At 39.6% G+C, this 15952-nt stretch carries 17 protein-coding genes; 13 read left to right on the top strand and 4 right to left on the bottom strand.

Annotation, left to right across the window (positions count from 1 at the left end):
- The first annotated feature begins 10 nt into the window (after positions 1–10).
- Complete coding sequence (gene rocF / locus NYE49_RS20665) at positions 11–901, top strand: arginase (RefSeq protein WP_003226959.1); 891 nt, start codon at positions 11–13, stop codon at positions 899–901.
- 34 nt (positions 902–935) lie between these two features.
- Here rocF and NYE49_RS20660 read toward each other — a convergent pair whose 3' ends face one another.
- Positions 936–1052: a Phr family secreted Rap phosphatase inhibitor gene (locus NYE49_RS20660; RefSeq protein ID WP_003226961.1), complete on the bottom strand. Its 117-nt coding sequence runs from the start codon at positions 1050–1052 to the stop codon at positions 936–938.
- A complete protein-coding gene (rapG, locus tag NYE49_RS20655; protein ID WP_047183486.1) occupies positions 1053–2150 on the bottom strand; it encodes a response regulator aspartate phosphatase RapG in 1098 nt (365 codons plus the stop codon). It lies immediately after the preceding gene.
- Positions 2151–2260: 110 nt separating this feature from the next.
- On the opposite strand from rapG, the gene NYE49_RS20650 reads away from it, so the two are divergent.
- The 6 genes from NYE49_RS20650 to fdhA all read left to right on the top strand — a co-directional run bounded on the left by NYE49_RS20650 (position 2261) and on the right by fdhA (position 6610).
- Positions 2261–2731 carry a GNAT family N-acetyltransferase gene (locus NYE49_RS20650; protein ID WP_047183485.1) on the top strand — a complete coding sequence of 157 codons (471 nt, stop codon included), beginning with the start codon at positions 2261–2263 and terminating at the stop codon, positions 2729–2731.
- A 140-nt stretch (positions 2732–2871) separates the two neighbouring features.
- Positions 2872–3609 carry a YiiX/YebB-like N1pC/P60 family cysteine hydrolase gene (locus NYE49_RS20645; RefSeq protein WP_047183484.1) on the top strand — a complete coding sequence of 246 codons (738 nt, stop codon included), beginning with the start codon at positions 2872–2874 and terminating at the stop codon, positions 3607–3609.
- A 10-nt stretch (positions 3610–3619) separates the two neighbouring features.
- Complete coding sequence (locus tag NYE49_RS20640; RefSeq protein WP_047183483.1) at positions 3620–4783, top strand: hypothetical protein; 1164 nt, start codon at positions 3620–3622, stop codon at positions 4781–4783.
- A gap of 15 nt (positions 4784–4798) precedes the next feature.
- A complete protein-coding gene (locus NYE49_RS20635) occupies positions 4799–5047 on the top strand; it encodes a DUF2651 family protein (RefSeq protein WP_047183482.1) in 249 nt (82 codons plus the stop codon).
- A gap of 103 nt (positions 5048–5150) precedes the next feature.
- On the top strand, positions 5151–5321 hold the full coding sequence (locus NYE49_RS20630; protein WP_047183481.1) for a hypothetical protein: 171 nt from the start codon (positions 5151–5153) through the stop codon (positions 5319–5321).
- Positions 5322–5383: 62 nt separating this feature from the next.
- Positions 5384–6610 (top strand): formaldehyde dehydrogenase, glutathione-independent, encoded by a 1227-nt coding sequence (gene fdhA, locus NYE49_RS20625; RefSeq protein WP_003226972.1) that lies wholly within the window; start codon positions 5384–5386, stop codon positions 6608–6610.
- Between the two features lie 33 nt (positions 6611–6643).
- Here the strand turns inward: fdhA and NYE49_RS20620 are convergent, their stop codons facing one another.
- The gene (locus NYE49_RS20620) at positions 6644–7057 is read right to left on the bottom strand and encodes a hypothetical protein (protein ID WP_047183480.1); all 414 of its coding nucleotides are present in this window, start codon (positions 7055–7057) and stop codon (positions 6644–6646) included.
- A gap of 184 nt (positions 7058–7241) precedes the next feature.
- Here NYE49_RS20620 and NYE49_RS20615 point away from each other — a divergent pair, with 184 nt between their 5' ends.
- From NYE49_RS20615 to NYE49_RS20595, 5 genes are all read left to right on the top strand, one after another.
- Entirely contained in the window at positions 7242–7412 is a 171-nt protein-coding gene (locus tag NYE49_RS20615) for a CxxH/CxxC protein (protein ID WP_080344249.1), read from the top strand.
- 80 nt (positions 7413–7492) lie between these two features.
- Positions 7493–7972 (top strand): 23S rRNA (pseudouridine(1915)-N(3))-methyltransferase RlmH, encoded by a 480-nt coding sequence (gene rlmH / locus NYE49_RS20610; RefSeq protein ID WP_003226975.1) that lies wholly within the window; start codon positions 7493–7495, stop codon positions 7970–7972.
- 385 nt (positions 7973–8357) lie between these two features.
- Positions 8358–10019, top strand: coding sequence for an AAA family ATPase (locus NYE49_RS20605; protein ID WP_047183479.1), 1662 nt, complete (start codon positions 8358–8360; stop codon positions 10017–10019).
- A 54-nt stretch (positions 10020–10073) separates the two neighbouring features.
- Positions 10074–10931 (top strand): DNA adenine methylase, encoded by an 858-nt coding sequence (locus NYE49_RS20600; protein ID WP_052771597.1) that lies wholly within the window; start codon positions 10074–10076, stop codon positions 10929–10931.
- Positions 10932–11241: 310 nt separating this feature from the next.
- The gene (locus NYE49_RS20595; protein ID WP_052771596.1) at positions 11242–12522 is read left to right on the top strand and encodes a hypothetical protein; all 1281 of its coding nucleotides are present in this window, start codon (positions 11242–11244) and stop codon (positions 12520–12522) included.
- A 389-nt stretch (positions 12523–12911) separates the two neighbouring features.
- On the opposite strand, the gene fbp is transcribed toward NYE49_RS20595, so the two are convergent.
- Positions 12912–14837, bottom strand: coding sequence for a fructose-1,6-bisphosphatase (gene fbp, locus NYE49_RS20590; protein WP_047183478.1), 1926 nt, complete (start codon positions 14835–14837; stop codon positions 12912–12914).
- A gap of 481 nt (positions 14838–15318) precedes the next feature.
- Here fbp and NYE49_RS20585 point away from each other — a divergent pair, with 481 nt between their 5' ends.
- Complete coding sequence (locus NYE49_RS20585) at positions 15319–15948, top strand: ATP-binding cassette domain-containing protein (RefSeq protein WP_014481448.1); 630 nt, start codon at positions 15319–15321, stop codon at positions 15946–15948.
- Positions 15949–15952: the final 4 nt, after the last annotated feature.

Raw genomic sequence — 15952 nt, 5'->3', positions numbered from 1 at the left:
GGAATCACAGATGGATAAAACGATTTCGGTTATTGGAATGCCAATGGATTTAGGACAAGCACGACGCGGAGTAGATATGGGCCCGAGTGCCATCCGGTACGCTCATCTGATCGAGCGGCTGTCAGACATGGGGTATACGGTTGAAGATCTCGGTGACATTCCGATCAACCGTGAAAAAATCAAAAATGACGAGGAACTGAAAAACCTGAATTCTGTTTTGGCGGGAAATGAAAAACTCGCGCAAAAGGTCAACAAAGTCATTGAAGAGAAAAAATTCCCGCTTGTCCTGGGCGGTGACCACAGTATTGCGATCGGCACGCTGGCAGGCACAGCGAAGCATTACGATAATCTCGGCGTCATCTGGTATGACGCGCACGGCGATTTGAATACACTTGAAACTTCACCATCGGGCAATATTCACGGCATGCCGCTCGCGGTCAGCCTCGGCATTGGCCACGAGTCACTGGTTAACCTTGAAGGCTACGCGCCTAAAATCAAACCGGAAAACGTGGTCATCATTGGCGCCCGGTCACTTGATGAAGGGGAGCGCAAGTACATTAAGGAAAGCGGCATGAAGGTGTACACAATGCACGAAATCGACCGTCTTGGCATGACAAAGGTCATTGAAGAAACCCTTGATTATTTATCAGCATGTGATGGCGTCCATCTGAGCCTTGATCTGGACGGACTTGATCCGAACGACGCACCGGGTGTCGGAACCCCTGTCGTCGGCGGCATCAGCTACCGGGAGAGCCATTTGGCTATGGAAATGCTGTATGACGCAGGCATCATTACCTCAGCCGAATTCGTTGAGGTTAACCCGATCCTTGATCACAAAAACAAAACAGGTAAAACAGCAGTAGAGCTCGTAGAATCCCTGCTAGGGAAGAAGCTGCTGTAATAAGAAAACCCCCGCACCCGCGGGGGTTTTTCATTTATCCAATCATTTTCTCAGCGACTTTCATTTCCTGTGAGTGGGTTTGATGGTCCGCAATAAACCAACCTGATAAAATCACCGCTGCGACGCCTGCGCCAATCAGAAATCTTTTCATTTATATAACCTCCGTTCGTTTAATCAGTTCTTCAATCTGTAATGCTTCATAAAAAAAGTGGGAAGCTTCTTTGTAAAGCTCAAGTTCCCTATACCGTTCGCCAGCCAAAATGGAAAGTTCTCTTACACTGTCATACTCTTTCTCGGACAACAAGTCATCCATATGTTGTTTGCATAAGTGAAACGTTTCCGCATGACCCCCTTCTGCATAAATGGCATATAAAATGTCTATTTTTGCCTCACATATTCTATTCGGCTCAGCAGTCAATTTTTCCTTCACGTCTTGGTAATAAGATAAGGCCTGTTCTTTCTTTTTGACCTTAAACAGCTCTCGTATCAGCAAGTAGACAGAATGATAATAATAGGCGGAGCGGGCATACTCTTCGTTCTGTAAGGCTTCCTCTAATTTCGAAACCGCTTCTTCTGATTTGCCGCTTTGCGCATGAAGAAGGCCGAAGTTATGCAAAAGCTGGGCTTCAAAAAAATGATCCTCTAATTCACTCGTGATCCGAATTGCTTCGTCCAAGTAAGCCTCAGCTTCTTCAAACTGGCTCATCTCTGTAAAATTGCCTGACATGGTAATCAGGGCTGAAGCCAGCTTCTTTTTATAATCAGTCTCTTCCCTGAAGGTTTTGACCGCTTGCCGTGTATGATTGAGAGACACAATATTTTGTCCCAGTTTATAATAGAGCTTTCCGACCTTCAGGTGAAATTCGGCTTTCTCAATCGGATCAGGAATGTTGTCGAGATACTGCTCTGCATCTTTATACAGCCCAATGGCAATATCATAATTATTTTTATAGGCCTCATACATGCCTTCAAACAGAAAAAAGTAATATTTCAGCATGTCAGACGTAGCATTCATATGAGAAGGCTCCTCATGCTGAAAGCCCTGTCCTCTCGCCTCGTGAAGCAAAACCTTGTGGCGCAGTTCCAATAAGGAGAAGTAGGCAAGCACCTCCTGATCCTCTTCCATGTCATCCAATAAAGGCTTCACTTCTTCAAATAAACGGGAGGATTCTTCAACTTCATGTTTCTTGATGGCAAGGTACCAATCATTGAGCATGCTAGCGATTTCTGCGGGTGCGATCTTATTCATGTGAAACTCCTTTCTCTAGTGACTTATCAATCTCAGTTGCTTATTCTGATAGTAACACCTCTTTCTATTTTATGTAAAATCCTCTAGTCAATATATGAAGGAGAGATGATATGACAATCATGCTGACCACAATGCAGTCAGAAGAATTTCGGTCTTATCTCACATACACAACAAAGCATTACGCGAAAGAAAAGGTAAAAGCGGGAACATGGCTGCCTGAAGATGCACAGCTTTTGTCTAAGCAGGCGTTTACTGATCTGCTCCCGAAAGGGCTGGAAACACCCCATCACCATTTGTGGAGCCTCAAGCTGAATGAAAAGGATATCGTTGGCTGGCTCTGGATACATGCTGAACCGGAACATCCGCAACAGGAAGCGTTTATTTATGATTTTGGGTTATATGAACCGTATCGGGGAAAGGGCTACGCAAAGCAAGCATTGACGGCATTAGATCAAGCGGCACGCAGTATGGGAATCCGCAAGCTGTCCCTTCATGTCTTTGCCCATAATCAGACGGCTCGAAAGCTATATGAGCAAACCGGATTTCAAGAAACAGACGTAGTGATGAGCAAGAAGCTTTAACGAAAAGGCCTGATAAAGGCCATTTTCTGTAAATGATTTCTAAAAATTCTGTAAATAACCTAGTTACTTTCCTTATTTTCCTAATATAATGTGGGTGAGGAAATTATCTTTCCTACACTCACAAGAAAAGAGGAGATGTAATGAAGTTGAAGAAACGAGTGTCGATGTTTTTGGTAGCGCTTACAATGTGCGGCGGCCTGATTGTTTCTCCCGCCAAAGCTGTAAAGACCACAAATTATGCGGAAGAAATCGCCGCACTGCAGCCAGGCACGACACCGGAAGAAATCATGAAATCCGCCAGCCAGATTGCCAAACAACAGCACGTAAAGCAGGACGTTATCCTAAAACAGTTCTATAAGGAAATCACGGCTGATAAAGCAGAGGGAGACCGGCTCGCCAAGGAAAGCGGCATGTCTATCATGGGCGGGTCGTCCGGCACGAAAAAACTCCCGACAAGCGCGAAAGGCAATATCTATTACACGAACTCCTACACAGCCTACTACAATCACGGCCACGTCGGCATGTACTCCGCTGCTGACAAAATTGTTGAATCTGTCCCGAGCGACGGCGTCAGGCAGATCGCTTATAATGCCAGAGACGTGGAAGACAACTCCATTGTGCAAACCGTCAGCGTATCCTCATCTCAAAAAACAGCTGCTGCCGACTGGGCGGTATCAAAAGTCGGCGACCCATACTCATTTAACTTCGTCAATAACAGAAATACCGGCCATGACGGCGCCAAAAACTGTTCAAAGCTCCTATGGTCTGCCTTTTTGCTGAAAGCAGGCATTGATATAGACAGCAACGGAGGCTTAGGCGTGTATCCGCGCGACATCACAAGTTCTTCGTATACGACAACCATCATGACCATTTACTAAGGAGAAGGATATGAAAAAGTGGATGATTACCATCGCCATGCTGATTCTCGCAGGAATCGCACTATTTGTCTTCATTTCTCCTCTCAAAAGCCATAAAACCGTAAGTCAGCAGGATCTCAGAAACCCCGATTTCCTGGATGACAAAGAAGTCCTGCTGTATTTCTCATCCTCTGCGGATCAAGATGCATTTGGCGGCGGGAAAAGCTACGCCCTGTTTATCAGCCAGGACGGGACGCTGTCTTCCTTTAAGATGAAGGGCCTTGAGCTGGGCTCAGCCAAGGTTCACGGCGACAGTGTGATGCTGGAGGACAAAAACAAGATTTATACGATCAAAAACGGTCTGCGCTCCCATAAAAGAACCTATCAGCACACAGGCGACAGCGCAGGCTTTCTGCAAAACACGGACGGCTTTTATACCTTATACAACTCCGGCTACGACAAAAAGGGAGACGGATACCGCTCAGAGCTGTACCGCCAGATGGACGGAGAGTGGAAAAAAGACATCATCCCCTACTACATCCGAGCCTCCGGTTTCCATGATGGCGCCATTTATGCACTCGTCCCGACAGATGATGAAAAAGGCTATCAGCTCCTTCAGATTCAAGCAGATCAGAAGAAGCTTACCTATCACACCATAACGGAATGGCAGTACCGGGAAGGAGCCTCAGTCGAATCCCAGCTTGCTGTGGACGACCAAGCTGTTTATGTTATGGTTCGCGGCCAAAAAGCCCGCAATCTCTATCAAATGGTCAAGATCAACAAAAAAAGCGGCAAAGTAGAGCTGCACGACATCGCCGAATACAAAAACGACGAACAAACGATATATAGCTCCATGCCCTTCAGCTTTAAAAACAGCTTTTTCCCTTATGACGGGAACCTGTATTTCATTGACGGCTTCGGAAAGGTACACAAAATTGATGCCAAGACAGGAAAAACAAGCATCGCCTTTACCTTTTCCCAGGACAAAATGAAAGCCGATTTCAAAGAAATCACCCAAAAAGGCAGCAGCCTCTATTACTTCACATACACGTATAACAAGCCTGCCTACATTGAACAGTACAGTCTGAAAATCGGAAAGAAAATGAAAGAAAAAGAGATTAGGAAGGTAAAGGATGTCGTGACGCCGAAGAGTCATTTGAAGCTGTATGATGTTGAGGTGATGAAGGGGTTTTAGGGCAAGGAGGGTAGTATGGGAGCCATCGCCGTTTTATTTATCGTTTTTGGTTTTCCGATCATCGCAGGTGTATTTGGTATAGCGGGTCATTTTTTATTTAAGAGGTTTTGGGTGGCACCGCTCATCGTCCTTATCGCGAGCTTGATATTGTTATTTACGTTAGCTTCGGGCAATAGCTCATTCATGTTTTGGGTTGTTATGTATACGGCGATTTCGTTAGTAACCAGTGTTGCCACATTATTTCTCAGGAAATTTTTTGAGTGATCTCTGTTTATGAAGAGACTGGTATGAAGTCTCTTTTTTTGTTGAACCGAAGTTTGCAGAGATTTTGGGTATGTTTTAGAAACGAATCTAAAGGAGGAATTACATGAAAACCAAACGGGTTATTCTTCTGGCAGTTATGATCTGCCTGGTTTCGGCCATTACTGTGTTCCTGTTAAATGGATGTAAAGTCGACTTCTTAGACATCGGCGGAACCATTATTGGCTGCTTTCTTGGCATATTTGTTGTTATAAGAATACAGAAAAAACAGTCGTGAGAAAGGGTAAGAGTCATGCCGAACCGAAGTCATGTTCAAGGACGGAGAGTCCAAACACATGAATGGGAGGAATGGCGTTGACAGGAAACAAAGCGGTTGTGTACAAAGGCAAAGGGACTGTAGCGGTGGAGGATATCGGTTATCCGGAGTTAATCTTAAGGGACGGGCCCGGCGTTCCGAAGGCGAATGTGAATCGAAAATGTGAGCATGGGGTTATTCTCAAAGTCATTACAACCAACATTTGCGGAAGCGACCAGCATATGGTCAGAGGCCGCACAACGGCGCCTGAAGGCTTGGTGCTCGGACATGAAATCACCGGAGAAGTCATTGAAACGGGGCGGGACGTCGAATTTATCAAAAAGGGCGATATCGTATCCGTTCCTTTCAATATTGCCTGCGGACGCTGTGTGATGTGCAAAACGCAGAAAACGCACGTGTGCCTGAATGTCAATCCTGATCGGCCGGGATCGGCTTACGGCTACGTCGATATGGGTGGCTGGGTCGGCGGCCAGTCTGAATACGTCATGGTGCCATACGCTGATTTTCAGCTTTTGGTATTCCCTGATAAAGAACAGGCGTTAGAAAAGATTCTCGATTTGACCATGCTGTCCGACATTTTCCCGACCGGCTTCCACGGAGCTTACACAGCGGGCGTGCAAACAGGTTCAACCGTTTATATCGCGGGAGCGGGGCCTGTTGGCTTGGCAGCTGCACACTCCGCTCAGCTCCTAGGCGCCTCCACCGTGATTGTCGGCGATCTGAACGAAGACAGACTGGCACAGGCGAGAAGCTTCGGCTGTGAAACGGTCAACGTGCAAAAACACGACCGCCTCGGCGAGCAAATTGAACAAATACTAGGTGAACCAACCGTTGATGCCGCAGTGGACTGTGTCGGCTTTGAAGCATCCGGACACGGCAATCAAGGAGAAGCGCCTGCCGCCGTGCTGAACTCAATCATGGACGTCACCCAGGTCGGAGGCAGCCTTGGCATTCCAGGCTTATACGTGACCGAAGATCCCGGCGCAAAGGATGCGGACGCCAAAACAGGCTCACTAAAAATCCGCTTCGGACTCGGCTGGGCCAAAGCCCACACCTTCGTCACCGGACAAACACCCGCCATGACATACAACCGCAATTTGATGAAAGCGATCCTGAGCGGCAGAGCGCAGATCGCAAAAGCAGTCAACGCCACCGTCATTTCTCTGGACGACGCGCCAAAAGGCTACAGCGACTTCGACAAAGGCGCAGCCAAAAAATTCGTCATCGATCCGCATGGAACATTGAAGTAAAAGAAAAAGCCGGACGTTCTCAGAACGCCGGCTTTATTGCTGATAATCTGTTTCTTCAAAGCGGTTTCCCGTTTCATCCTGTACGATGAATTCCCCTTCGATTTTGTCCAGTCCAATCAAAATATAAGGGTTTTTCTCATTTGCCTTGGGAGCGGGTTTTCGCGTCACAGTTACAACCGTTTCTTTAGATGAGAATTTGACGTCTGACACCTCAAGCTGTTTGTCGTTCTCGCTGCTTCCGAGAGACACCACGACCATTTTTTTGCCTTCTGAAATGGTGAAGACTTGATATCCTTTTACGTCATCATGCATTTGAAGATAATTAGCATATAATTCTAGCTCTGAACCGCCTTCACTGATACGATCCTTCTCTAACACCCAATAAGACGGCTGACACCCAGCAAGCAACAGCATGATCACAAAAAGCCAAACCCATTTGAAGCGCAAACGCAGACCTCCCCAAACATTGTTTACATCCAACCTAACATACGAGCGAGATAGAGTCATCAACAGCTTGTTTGTCGAATTGTGGATAAAACTCAGCCCGAAGCACTACTAACATGTGAATAAATAGGTTATATTGGGAAGAGAATATTTGCAAAAACGCAAGAAACCATCGGAGGATTTGAACATGAAACAAACGTATTATTCCTGTGAAGAACACATCGAAACCGTGCTGGATATGTACATAGACGACCACGAGCTGCCGCCCGAAATCAGAAAAATCGAACATACTAACAGTTTATCCACAGGCTGTGAATTATGTGGAGACCCCGCAGTATATATAGTGGGGAACGAATGATCTTACACAAAATACAGAAAAGATATCCACAATTGTGGACAACATATATGAATAACTTGTTTCTAAAGTGGGGATGACCTGTGAATATCAATATTGTGACAATCGGAAAACTAAAAGAAAAATACCTCAAGCAAGGTATTGAAGAATACACCAAACGACTTTCGGCCTACGCAAAAATCGACATCATCGAACTCCCGGACGAAAAAGCGCCGGAAAACCTAAGCGACCAGGACATGAAAATCATAAAAGACAAAGAAGGCGACCGCATTCTATCCAAAATCAGCCCCGACGCCCACGTCATCGCCCTCGCCATCGAAGGAAAAATGAAAACATCCGAAGAACTAGCCGATACAATAGATAAGCTGGCTACATATGGGAAAAGCAAAGTCACCTTCGTCATCGGCGGATCACTCGGATTGAGCGACGCAGTGATGAAGCGAGCGGATGAGAAGCTATCGTTCTCGAAAATGACGTTTCCTCATCAGTTGATGCGTCTCATACTAGTCGAGCAGATTTATCGGGCTTTTCGGATTAATCGTGGGGAGCCTTATCATAAGTGAATTACGATATTATACTAAATAATACTTACCTCGCTCCATTTTGGTAGGGATATTTCAAACATTCAAGTTATAGTCAATTTGAAATGAGGAGTAGCGGGCATGATTTAAGAGTAAATCCGCTAGGAGAAGCCCGCTCTCACAATCTAGACTAGATCTCTTATATATTGACACAGCATTTAATGAGGGCACTTTAATTCTTTAAGAAGACATTTTCAAATAAGTTTTAATGTTTACTATAAGACCAATTTAAAGATTAATCAATTATATATAAAAAGACATAAAAATCAAAAGAGAGAATTATTAAATAAAAGAATAAAATAGAAAGAGAATTCTAAATTTTAAATTCCATTTATTTTTTAAAATTGTTGATTCATGAGGTGGCTATATGATTAAAAAAATTACCGTAAATCAATATCGTAAAATTAAAAATTTAGATTTTGATTTTGTGAATGGTATCAATATAATCTCTGGCAGTAATGGAACTTGTAAGACGTCATTACTTCACATGATAAGCAATTCTTTTCAAGCTGTAAATAAAAGATGTACATGGATACAGGAACCAAACTGTTTAGATATCTTTAATAAAGTAAATAGTTCTACAAACCCTAAAATAGAAAGTCTCACAAAGGGTGATAAGCAGTATAATGATCCTGCAAACGGACATAATGGAGCGTTATTTAGTGTTGAATATATTAATCATGGTCAGCTATCGTTTCGAAAGCATAATTCGAAAATAAATGGTAGATATGCTGTAAAACCATATTATTCAAAAGACACAAAGGATTCATTGCCATTTTGTCCAGTAGTCTACTTAAGTTTAGCAAGATTGTTTCCTTTTGGAGAGTTTAGAAATGAAGATGCTGTGGAGGATATTAAGAAAAATTTGCCAGATGAGTATCAAATAGAAATTGCTAATTTATATACTAGTTTTACTCATATTAATATTTCTTCTTCTGCCCCTCAAAAAATGGGAGATATAAAAGTTAGAACAGACTTTATCAGTGATATAGCAGGTGTAGATTCCAATACAATATCAGCAGGGGAAGATAATCTGTACATGCTGCTAACTGCATTGGTTTCTCTTAAATACTATTACCAATCCATTCAGAGCAACAATGATATAGAGAGTATTTTATTGATAGATGAATTTGATGCTACATTACATCCATCATATCAATTTAAGCTTTTGGAGCTTATTCGTAAATTTTCAACTGAATATAAGATACAGGTGGCTTTTACAACCCACAGTTTGCCTTTACTTGAGTATGCATTAAAGAGAAAAGATAATGTTATTTATTTGATTGACAATATGACAAACGTAATAAAAATGGAGACACCCGATATATATAAAATTAAGATGTTTCTACATAATGAGACTAGGGATGATATTTATACAAGCAACGTCATACCAGTTTTCACTGAAGATAGTGAAGCTAGAATATTTTTGAACATCCTACTAGATTATTTCGAAACAAACTTTGATAACTTTACTAAGGTAAGACGTTTTTTTCATCTTGTTGAAGCAAATATTGGTGCTATAAATTTGATAAATATTTTTAGTGATACGTATCTTCTTAAATCAACTATGCAGTCTATCTGTATTTTAGATGGAGATCAGAAAGATAAACGGAGTCTAGATAAGTATATTATTGTTTTACCAGGTCAGGAATCCCCAGAAAAGCTAATAATGGAATATGCTCTACAACTTCTAGATAATGATGACTCATTTTGGACAAGTGAAACAATTTTAAGTCTCAATTATGGTAAAACAAATTTTCTCAGTAATAGAAAACCAGATATTGAAGGGATCAATCAAAAATTAAAAACGTTGAGGGATTCTGGTGAATCGACACACGGAGTTGAAAGAGATTTGAGAAAAAAAGTATTTTTGAAACATCAGCGATTTTTTGAAATACTTTTTAAACATTGGGTAAACAATCCTGAACATGAGGAACAAATTAAAAAGTTTTATAAAGATTTGCACATAATGTTTAGGAAAGTTTCGGAATTCCATGGAATCAATCCAAAAGAATGGGATTTTGAATAAAAACTAAGAATTAATGTAACCAATAATTCATATAAAATTGTAGGAGGTGATTGTGTGCCAATAACCATGTCTCCTTTGAGGTATCCTGGTGGTAAGACAAGATTTTATGCTTATATTAAAAATATATTAGAATGTAATAATTTGATAGGTCAAACATATATAGAACCTTTTGCAGGGGGAGCTGGTTTGGCCATTAAGCTTCTTCTTAACAATGACGTTAAACGTATTGTTTTGAATGATTTAGATCCTTCAATATATTCTTTTTGGAAATCAATCTTAACTCATACAGATGATTTTTGTAACTTAATATTAGATACAGAAATCACACCAGAAGAATGGATAAGACAGAGAGATATATATTTTCAACAAGACATAACAAATTCTTTAGCATTGGGATTTGCAACGTTTTTCTTGAACAGAACTAATGTATCTGGAGTTATTAAAGGTGGTTTGATTGGTGGAATTAATCAAAATGGTTCTAACCCTATGAACGCACGTTTTAATAAAACAAATTTAATTGAAAAGATTCATAGAATCTCTGCCTATAAAGATCAGATTGTTCTATTGAATATGGATGGATTAGAGCTTTTAAAGCCAAATAACTTAAGACAATTTTACAAAGCATTCATAAACTTCGACCCACCATATGTTAAGAAAGGGGCGAAGTTGTATAAAAACTCCTTTAATGAAAATGATCATAGAAATCTATCTGAAGAGATTTCTAGGTGCGGAAGAAAATGGATTGTCACGTATGATATCTGTCCATTAGTGAAAGACTTATATTCGAACTTTCGATATAGTTATCTTGATGTCAGATACAGTATTAATAAAAATAAGAAAGCTCAGGAGTATATTTTCTTCAGCGATAACTTAGTAATACCTGATAATATAGACGTAATATTACCATCATAAAAACATGACAATCTTTTTTTGGTTAATAACTTTTTTATAAGTTCAAGAAGTAACCATGGTTTTGAAAAAGTCTACATGAGAAATGAAGATTTCATTCTTTTTCTTTAATATTACAAGTGACAATTAAATATCGAATACACTTGTTTCTTAGGCCTTTTATTACTTATCTTCAAAGTAGGTAAGACAATCATAATATAAGATTTTGCTCTTAATTATATTAAAATATAAAGATATAAAGTGTTTATACTTCAGATGAAATAATTTATTTTTCATGTATAAAAAATAAAATAAATTATTAAGGAGTTAATACATGAAAGAAGAAATGATTTTAAGAAAGGTGATTTATTTTTTATCAAAAGCAGAAACACCCAAGGAAGTATTCCGAGTATGGAATGAACACAAGGAATATTTAAAATACTATAAGTTGAGCATAAATCTAAATAATTATAATAAAGATATATTCCCTATTGGATTGGGTGAATTGGTAAATAAAGATGAGCAGGACTTTATTTCTTACTTTCAAACCGGAAAGTTGTATTACATGGATAATGAATTACTCGATGATATGATTTTTAAAGAAAGTATATCATTTCCTATAGATTATTCTGTAATGCTAGATACTAATTATGCTAGTTATATTCCTTACTTTTTGAACAATAAAGGGAGTATTGAGTTTGAAAAAGAAAGTATATACAGAACGATAGATACTCTACTAAGACATAAATTTCAGTATGATTATACTTTCTACTTAATAGAAAACTATAATAATGTTATTAAAAATCAGAATGAGAGTTTTGATGCATCTATAAAAGAACACAGGGATATGTATGAGAATTTAGTATACTTAGAGTTATTCAAAAGTATTGATAATGATATATATAGAAATAAAAATATTATCGAATTTCAAATTTCAAAATTTGAAGCTATTCAAAGAGTAGACGAAATAATATATAAATTATATAAAACAAATGAAGGAAAGAGTTCATTGAAGCAGTTCTTAGACATGCATAAGAATTTAACATTGCTCCTAGTAGGAATTATCAAAATACAGTTTAGTTCAAAAGAAAATGCTAAAAATAAAATGAATAAATTATTTGAATATGTCCGAAATAGAGTAGGAATTTTTTATGAAAGAGAAATGGTTATTGCGCTAAAGTATTTCAAGAATCCTAGATCTGTGGGGATATTTAATAAAATCAATAAAGGGGGTAAGCAAAAAAAATTACCTAAAAAAATTGAAAATATCGCTTGGGATTTTATGGCTCCGAGGGTGATGGAATACTTTTCTAATTTAACTAATGAAGGGAGATATTTTATTCCCTTTTTCTTGTCTCACGATAAAAACTTGAGAGAGCTTTTAACATTATTTAATATAAAAGGAATAGTACAAGATACTAGAACTGGTCAGTTAATACCATTCACAAAAACCTTAAGTGCTGAGCTCTTTAAAAATGAAGGAATAGAATTGGATTTTTCTTTCTTTACTCAGGAATCGACAAATAAAAGAAAACTAACATATGAAAACAATATTAACGAAGGGTTTAAAATTCTTCAAAAGGAATTCTCCGAATTGAGGGACATAATGAGTTAGTTGGCGCTCTCTATACTATTCTACATTAGTGTTATTTTATTTAGCTATGTAAAAATAATTCAATAAGACCAAGAATAAAGTCTTGGTCTTATTAACAACCTTCTGGCATATGGGTATCCGTCTAATTACTCGAGATTGCTATTCTTAATATTGTAAGCAGTGATAGTTTGTGCAACAAAGATATTACTTTGTTGTTGTGGGGGTACATAATAGCTTTATAATACTTTTGGCCAGCAAAGAAATAATGATGTTTTTTTCGCTATTTCCTTGCAAAACTAAAATTTTAAAAATCGGTATTTAAATCCAGATGAAAAATAATCTTTATAGCTGTAGCAGAGTTCAGCTATAAAGATTATTTAAAAAGACTCCATCTCTGAACCCCACATCCCTCACTTCATATACCGATACTCCCGCAAACTCTCCAAAATCGCAACTTCCTGCAACAGTTCCTCACCCACATTCGTTTCCTTCACTTTCTTCCGCTCAAGCTCTTTATCCACTAATCGCTTCACTGTTAAGACGTCGGTTCCAGTGCTTAGCACTTCTGCCTTGGAGTTGAAGTGTTTATGGGCGACGAGCTGCATGCCGTAGGAGTTGTATAGCAGCGTGTAGCCGGCGATGCCTGTTGTGGATTGGTAGGCTTTGGAGAAGCCGCCGTCGATGACGATCATTTTTCCGTTTGCTTTGATTGGGTCTTCTCCTTCAATCTCTTTTACGGGTGTATGGCCGTTGATGATATGGCCGTGATCTGGATTGAGGCCGAATTCTGCCAGGATGTTTCGGCAGGTTGCCTCGTCTTCGCGTAAATAATAATACGGGTTTTTCTTTTCTTTATGCGTTTCCTTCTCTTTAATGAAATACCGCTCAAATGTCGTCATGGCGCGTTTTCCGAAGAGGGAGGAGTACTCGCCTGTCCATAAATACCAGGCCATATCTGTCGCCAGGTCATCGGTTTCTTCCGGGTGGGCAAACGCTTCCCGTAAGAACCGTTCAAATACATCGAGCAGCTCACGGCCCGCATACGGTTTATCCTCAATCATCATCGTTTCCATATTGCCGTTTTCATCGACAGGAATACAGCCGTGAATCAACAGGTTGCCGTTATATTTTAAATAAAGGCTGCCTTTTTTCATCATAAAATTCATATGGCGGCCCAGCTTTTCGGAATGCTGGACAGAGAATAGCAGCTTGTCTATGACCTCTGCTTCTTCTTCTAATAGCTGATCTGGCTGTTCCGGATTAACCGTCGCAAAGCAGGTGTTTTCCAGCTGATATGTTTTTCCGTGCAGCGTGATTTCATTTTTATCGTAATCAATCTTCTCTAGTAACAGCCGTTCCTCCATATTAAAGTTCGGCCGTCTCTTGATAATCGGGCTCTCAAGCTTGAATTGGATCATGGCGATCGCTTGATGGATTTTTGTGATTTGCTTAATCTCATCCTCCGGTCTGTTTTCGTCTGCTTTTGGACGGAATGCTGGATTATCGTCGTAATATTTTTCGGCCAGGTTCAGCAGCGGTCTCAGGTTGATGCCGTACACGTCTTCAATAATATCTAGGTTGTCATAGCGGGCACAGATACGGATAATATTGGCCAGGCACACTTTGGAACCGGCATAGGCGCCTATCCAAAGGACATCGTGATTTCCCCACTGAATATCGACAGAATGATAGTTGATCAGTTCTTCCATAATCCTATCCGGCTGCGGTCCGCGGTCGTAAATATCGCCGACCACATGCAGATGGTCGACCACCAATCGCTGAACGCTGTAAGCAAGACCAGTGATCAGCTTATCAGCTTGGCCAAGCGCAATGATCTGATCTATGATTTCAGAGTAATATTGCTCCTTGTTGGCACCTTCTTCTGTTTTGTATAGCAGCTCCTCCGTAATATAAGCAAACTGGGCAGGCAGTGCTTTGCGCAGTTTGGAGCGGGTATACTTGGAGGAGCAATAAGAAACGAGCTTAATCATTCGGTTAATCGTTTCTTTATACCACTCGTTTAATGCTTCTTTCGCATCAAAGTCATGTTTGATTAACTTCAGTTTGTCTTCCGGATAATAGACCAATGCCGCTAATTCATCAATTTCTCTATCGTAAATGACACCGCTGAAAATGTCGCGTATTTTCTCTTTTACTCGTCCTGAACCATTACGCAGCACGTGCTGGAATGCCTGATATTCCCCGTGCAAATCACTGACAAAATGCTCAGTGCCCTTTGGCAGGTTCAGTATCGCTTTTAAATTAATGATTTCCGTTACCACTTTTTCTTCACAATCATATTTTTGTGCGAGTAGATCTAAGTACTTGCTTTCCAAAATCGTCCATCCCCTTTTTAGAATAAACCCCTATTTATGAGCATGTGCATGATAAGGTGAATTTAAAAGTATGACATTATTTTTAAACATTGGACCTTTATATGATAGTACCGCATAACTGCTTTTATAGACAATTGAAACGAGTGAAAGATTAAGGCAGCTAGAGCTGAAAAACCTTTCAGCAGAATCTACGGAGGAGGTTATTTAGTCAAGGGCTTAGGCTAAAAGGTTCAGTATCCTCCTTATTGTTGTTATCAATATGCATTGATATGGTATTGACGATCCATTTATTTAGCTTGTTTGTCAGTTATCTTGTAAGGAATTGCCTTGAGGAAACTGCCGTTGTTGTACATTGAGTGTTATATATTGTAAACTAGAGTAAAAGATATCCAGATTAATCATCGAAAAACATTTCTTACAGTTCCAAACCGGAAACGAAAGAGGTGCCTCGAAAATACAAATATTTCCTAGGAGTATGTATATGAATATAGCAAATTACACTTTAAAAGTGAAAGGCAAAACGTTACTTCAGGACACCGACTTGCATTTTTCGAGCGGGAAAATTAATCACGTTGTCGGAAAAAATGGAGTCGGTAAATCACAGCTTGCTAAAGACTTTTTGTTGAATAATAGCAAAAGAATTGGTAGAGATATTCGTCAAAATGTTTCTTTAATATCCAGCTCGTCGAATATACCTAATGATGTTTCTAAGGACTTTTTATTACACTTTTTGAGTAAAAAATTTGATGCAGAAATGATAGATAAAATCGCACATTTACTTAATCTGGATAATATTGATGGGAAAGTTCTGATCAAAAATTTGAGTGATGGACAAAAGCAAAAATTAAAATTGCTCAGTTTCTTATTAGAGGATAAAAATATTATTGTTTTAGATGAAATAACGAATTCATTAGACAAAAAAACGGTTATAGAGATTCATGGCTTCTTAAACAAGTATATTCAGGAGAACCCCGAGAAGATTATCATCAACATTACACATGATTTGTCTGATTTAAAGGCGATAGAAGGGGATTATTATATATTTAATCACCAAGAAATTCAACAATATCATTCAGTGGATAAATTAATTGAAGTGTATATAAATGAGTAATAAA

This window comes from Bacillus sp. FSL L8-0358, from assembly GCF_038593095.1.
GTDB classification, from domain to species: Bacteria; Bacillota; Bacilli; order Bacillales; family Bacillaceae; genus Bacillus; species Bacillus subtilis.
The sequence above is the reverse complement of the archived record's forward strand: the minus strand, read 5'-3'. Positions and strand labels throughout refer to the sequence as shown.